Origin of the sequence: Pseudomonas sp. MIACH (assembly GCF_001269925.1) — a bacterium.
Classification (GTDB): domain Bacteria; phylum Pseudomonadota; class Gammaproteobacteria; order Pseudomonadales; family Pseudomonadaceae; genus Aquipseudomonas.
This window is the reverse complement of the sequence record NZ_LHVO01000001.1, coordinates 1-5407: the sequence shown is the minus strand read 5'-3', so window position 1 is coordinate 5407 and position 5407 is coordinate 1. Positions and strand designations below refer to the sequence as shown.

The 5407-nt window shown below is 51.3% G+C and carries 2 tRNA genes and 3 rRNA genes; all 5 read right to left on the bottom strand.

What is annotated here, in order from left to right:
• Nucleotides 1-12: 12 nt before the first annotated feature.
• Nucleotides 13-128, bottom strand: a 5S ribosomal RNA gene (gene rrf / locus AD670_RS00025).
• 157 nt (nt 129-285) lie between these two features.
• Nucleotides 286-3177 (bottom strand): 23S ribosomal RNA (locus AD670_RS00020).
• 249 nt (nt 3178-3426) lie between these two features.
• Nucleotides 3427-3502 (bottom strand) — tRNA-Ala (locus AD670_RS00015).
• 30 nt (nt 3503-3532) lie between these two features.
• Nucleotides 3533-3609 (bottom strand) — tRNA-Ile (locus AD670_RS00010).
• Nucleotides 3610-3691: 82 nt separating this feature from the next.
• Nucleotides 3692-5228: ribosomal RNA gene (locus AD670_RS00005) — 16S ribosomal RNA — on the bottom strand.
• The 16S, 23S and 5S rRNA genes sit together here with 2 tRNA genes alongside, the layout of an rRNA operon.
• Nucleotides 5229-5407 lie beyond the last annotated feature (179 nt).

Here is a 5407-nt window from a genome sequence, read left to right as displayed (position 1 = left end):
TTCGGAATTTAATCTTGACGATGACCTACTCTCACATGGGGAAACCCCACACTACCATCGGCGATGCATCGTTTCACTGCTGAGTTCGGGATGGGATCAGGTGGTTCCAATGCTCTATGGTCGTCAAGAAATTCGGGTACTGAGTCGCGGCCAGTTGGCCTCGCTTCAGCAAATTGGGTATGTGACAGCTGTCGGTGTTTTGTGAGCATCGAACTTTCGGTTCATTGCGTCTTCACACACCGCAATCTGATGCTCTTTCGAGTAGTCAAATTGCTTGGGTGTTATATGGTCAAGCCTCACGGGCAATTAGTATTGGTTAGCTCAACGCCTCACAGCGCTTACACACCCAACCTATCAACGTCGTAGTCTTCGACGGCCCTTCAGGGGACTCAAGGTCCCAGTGAGATCTCATCTTGAGGCTAGTTTCCCGCTTAGATGCTTTCAGCGGTTATCTATTCCGAACATAGCTACCCGGCAATGCCACTGGCGTGACAACCGGAACACCAGAGGTTCGTCCACTCCGGTCCTCTCGTACTAGGAGCAGCCCCTCTCAAATCTCAAACGTCCACGGCAGATAGGGACCGAACTGTCTCACGACGTTCTAAACCCAGCTCGCGTACCACTTTAAATGGCGAACAGCCATACCCTTGGGACCGGCTTCAGCCCCAGGATGTGATGAGCCGACATCGAGGTGCCAAACACCGCCGTCGATATGAACTCTTGGGCGGTATCAGCCTGTTATCCCCGGAGTACCTTTTATCCGTTGAGCGATGGCCCTTCCATACAGAACCACCGGATCACTAAGACCTACTTTCGTACCTGCTCGACGTGTCTGTCTCGCAGTCAAGCGCGCTTTTGCCTTTATACTCTACGACCGATTTCCGACCGGTCTGAGCGCACCTTCGTACTCCTCCGTTACTCTTTAGGAGGAGACCGCCCCAGTCAAACTACCCACCATACACTGTCCTCGATCCGGATAACGGACCTGAGTTAGAACCTCAAAGTTGCCAGGGTGGTATTTCAAGGTTGGCTCCACGCAGACTGGCGTCCACGCTTCAAAGCCTCCCACCTATCCTACACAAGCAAATTCAAAGTCCAGTGCAAAGCTATAGTAAAGGTTCACGGGGTCTTTCCGTCTAGCCGCGGATACACTGCATCTTCACAGCGATTTCAATTTCACTGAGTCTCGGGTGGAGACAGCGCCGCCATCGTTACGCCATTCGTGCAGGTCGGAACTTACCCGACAAGGAATTTCGCTACCTTAGGACCGTTATAGTTACGGCCGCCGTTTACCGGGGCTTCGATCAAGAGCTTCGCGTTAGCTAACCCCATCAATTAACCTTCCGGCACCGGGCAGGCGTCACACCCTATACGTCCACTTTCGTGTTTGCAGAGTGCTGTGTTTTTAATAAACAGTCGCAGCGGCCTGGTATCTTCGACCGGCATGAGCTTACGGAGCAAGTCCTTCACCCTCACCGGCGCACCTTCTCCCGAAGTTACGGTGCCATTTTGCCTAGTTCCTTCACCCGAGTTCTCTCAAGCGCCTTGGTATTCTCTACCCAACCACCTGTGTCGGTTTGGGGTACGGTTCCTGGTTACCTGAAGCTTAGAAGCTTTTCTTGGAAGCATGGCATCAACCACTTCGTTAACTAAAAGTTAACTCGTCATCAGCTCTCGGCCTTAAGATCCCGGATTTACCTAAGATCTCAGCCTACCACCTTAAACTTGGACAACCAACGCCAAGCTGGCCTAGCCTTCTCCGTCCCTCCATCGCAATAACCAGAAGTACAGGAATATTAACCTGTTTTCCATCGACTACGCTTTTCAGCCTCGCCTTAGGGACCGACTAACCCTGCGTCGATTAACGTTGCGCAGGAAACCTTGGTCTTTCGGCGTGGGTGTTTTTCACACCCATTATCGTTACTCATGTCAGCATTCGCACTTCTGATACCTCCAGCAAGCTTCTCAACTCACCTTCACAGGCTTACAGAACGCTCCTCTACCGCATCACTTACGTGATACCCGTAGCTTCGGTGTATGGTTTGAGCCCCGTTACATCTTCCGCGCAGGCCGACTCGACTAGTGAGCTATTACGCTTTCTTTAAAGGGTGGCTGCTTCTAAGCCAACCTCCTAGCTGTCTAAGCCTTCCCACATCGTTTCCCACTTAACCATAACTTTGGGACCTTAGCTGACGGTCTGGGTTGTTTCCCTTTTCACGACGGACGTTAGCACCCGCCGTGTGTCTCCCATGCTCGGCACTTGTAGGTATTCGGAGTTTGCATCGGTTTGGTAAGTCGGGATGACCCCCTAGCCGAAACAGTGCTCTACCCCCTACAGTGATACATGAGGCGCTACCTAAATAGCTTTCGAGGAGAACCAGCTATCTCCGAGCTTGATTAGCCTTTCACTCCGATCCACAGGTCATCCGCTAACTTTTCAACGGTAGTCGGTTCGGTCCTCCAGTTAGTGTTACCCAACCTTCAACCTGCCCATGGATAGATCGCCCGGTTTCGGGTCTATTCCCAGCGACTAGACGCCCTATTAAGACTCGCTTTCGCTACGCCTCCCCTATTCGGTTAAGCTCGCCACTGAAAATAAGTCGCTGACCCATTATACAAAAGGTACGCAGTCACCCAACAAAGTGGGCTCCCACTGCTTGTACGCATACGGTTTCAGGATCTATTTCACTCCCCTCTCCGGGGTTCTTTTCGCCTTTCCCTCACGGTACTAGTTCACTATCGGTCAGTCAGTAGTATTTAGCCTTGGAGGATGGTCCCCCCATATTCAGACAAAGTTTCTCGTGCTCCGTCCTACTCGATTTCATGACTAAGAGATTTTCGCGTACAGGGCTATCACCCACTATGGCCGCACTTTCCAGAGCGTTCCGCTAATCTCAAAGCCACTTAAGGGCTAGTCCCCGTTCGCTCGCCACTACTAAGGGAATCTCGGTTGATTTCTTTTCCTCAGGGTACTTAGATGTTTCAGTTCCCCTGGTTCGCCTCTTGCACCTATGTATTCAGTACAAGATAACCATCTTATGATGGCTGGGTTCCCCCATTCAGACATCTCCGGATCAAAGTCTGTTTGCCGACTCCCCGAAGCTTTTCGCAGGCTACCACGTCTTTCATCGCCTCTGACTGCCAAGGCATCCACCGTATGCGCTTCTTCACTTGACCATATAACCCCAAGCAATCTGGTTATACTGTGAAGACGACATTCGCCGAAAATTCGATCATACTCAATTAAGAGTCACTCACAAATTTTACCTTAGCCTGATCCGTTACCAGTGAAAGTAACGTTCAGTCTATCTTTCTATCACATACCCAAATTTTTAAAGAACGATCTAATCAAAGACTAGAAATCAACATTCACCATCATACTGATGGAATGCTCATTTCTAAGCTTTCATAACGCAGAAGCAGTAGTGGTGGAGCCAAACGGGATCGAACCGTTGACCTCCTGCGTGCAAGGCAGGCGCTCTCCCAGCTGAGCTATGGCCCCGTATTTCTACAGGCGTTTCCCACACAAAATTGGTGGGTCTGGGCAGATTCGAACTGCCGACCTCACCCTTATCAGGGGTGCGCTCTAACCAACTGAGCTACAGACCCAATTTCGGGCTGCTTCTTATCGTCTTCTTCAATGAATCAAGCAATTCGTGTGGGAACTTATGGAGCAGCTGATGTCGTCGATTAAGGAGGTGATCCAGCCGCAGGTTCCCCTACGGCTACCTTGTTACGACTTCACCCCAGTCATGAATCACACCGTGGTAACCGTCCTCCCGAAGGTTAGACTAGCTACTTCTGGTGCAACCCACTCCCATGGTGTGACGGGCGGTGTGTACAAGGCCCGGGAACGTATTCACCGCGACATTCTGATTCGCGATTACTAGCGATTCCGACTTCACGCAGTCGAGTTGCAGACTGCGATCCGGACTACGATCGGTTTTCTGGGATTAGCTCCACCTCGCGGCTTGGCAACCCTCTGTACCGACCATTGTAGCACGTGTGTAGCCCAGGCCGTAAGGGCCATGATGACTTGACGTCATCCCCACCTTCCTCCGGTTTGTCACCGGCAGTCTCCTTAGAGTGCCCACCATTACGTGCTGGTAACTAAGGACAAGGGTTGCGCTCGTTACGGGACTTAACCCAACATCTCACGACACGAGCTGACGACAGCCATGCAGCACCTGTCTCAATGCTCCCGAAGGCACCAATCTATCTCTAGAAAGTTCATTGGATGTCAAGGCCTGGTAAGGTTCTTCGCGTTGCTTCGAATTAAACCACATGCTCCACCGCTTGTGCGGGCCCCCGTCAATTCATTTGAGTTTTAACCTTGCGGCCGTACTCCCCAGGCGGTCAACTTAATGCGTTAGCTGCGCCACTAAGAGCTCAAGGCTCCCAACGGCTAGTTGACATCGTTTACGGCGTGGACTACCAGGGTATCTAATCCTGTTTGCTCCCCACGCTTTCGCACCTCAGTGTCAGTATCAGTCCAGGTGGTCGCCTTCGCCACTGGTGTTCCTTCCTATATCTACGCATTTCACCGCTACACAGGAAATTCCACCACCCTCTACCATACTCTAGTCAGTCAGTTTTGAATGCAGTTCCCAGGTTGAGCCCGGGGATTTCACATCCAACTTAACAAACCACCTACGCGCGCTTTACGCCCAGTAATTCCGATTAACGCTTGCACCCTCTGTATTACCGCGGCTGCTGGCACAGAGTTAGCCGGTGCTTATTCTGTCGGTAACGTCAAAACCATCACGTATTAGGTAAYRGCCCTTCCTCCCAACTTAAAGTGCTTTACAATCCGAAGACCTTCTTCACACACGCGGCATGGCTGGATCAGGCTTTCGCCCATTGTCCAATATTCCCCACTGCTGCCTCCCGTAGGAGTCTGGACCGTGTCTCAGTTCCAGTGTGACTGATCATCCTCTCAGACCAGTTACGGATCGTCGCCTTGGTGAGCCATTACCCCACCAACTAGCTAATCCGACCTAGGCTCATCTGATAGCGCAAGGCCCGAAGGTCCCCTGCTTTCTCCCGTAGGACGTATGCGGTATTAGCGTCCGTTTCCGAACGTTATCCCCCACTACCAGGCAGATTCCTAGGCATTACTCACCCGTCCGCCGCTCTCAAGAGAAGCAAGCTTCTCTCTACCGCTCGACTTGCATGTGTTAGGCCTGCCGCCAGCGTTCAATCTGAGCCATGATCAAACTCTTCAGTTCAAACATCTTTGGGTTTTTAAGAAACCCTAAACTTGGCTCAGCAATCGTTGGTTATTCTTTGATTTCTCGCGGAGTAACTTGTGATGCTGATAATCTTGTTGACTATCAGTCTGACTCCACAAGCACCCACACGAATTGCTTGATTCAGTTGTTAAAGAGCGGTTGGTTAAGATCTTTCG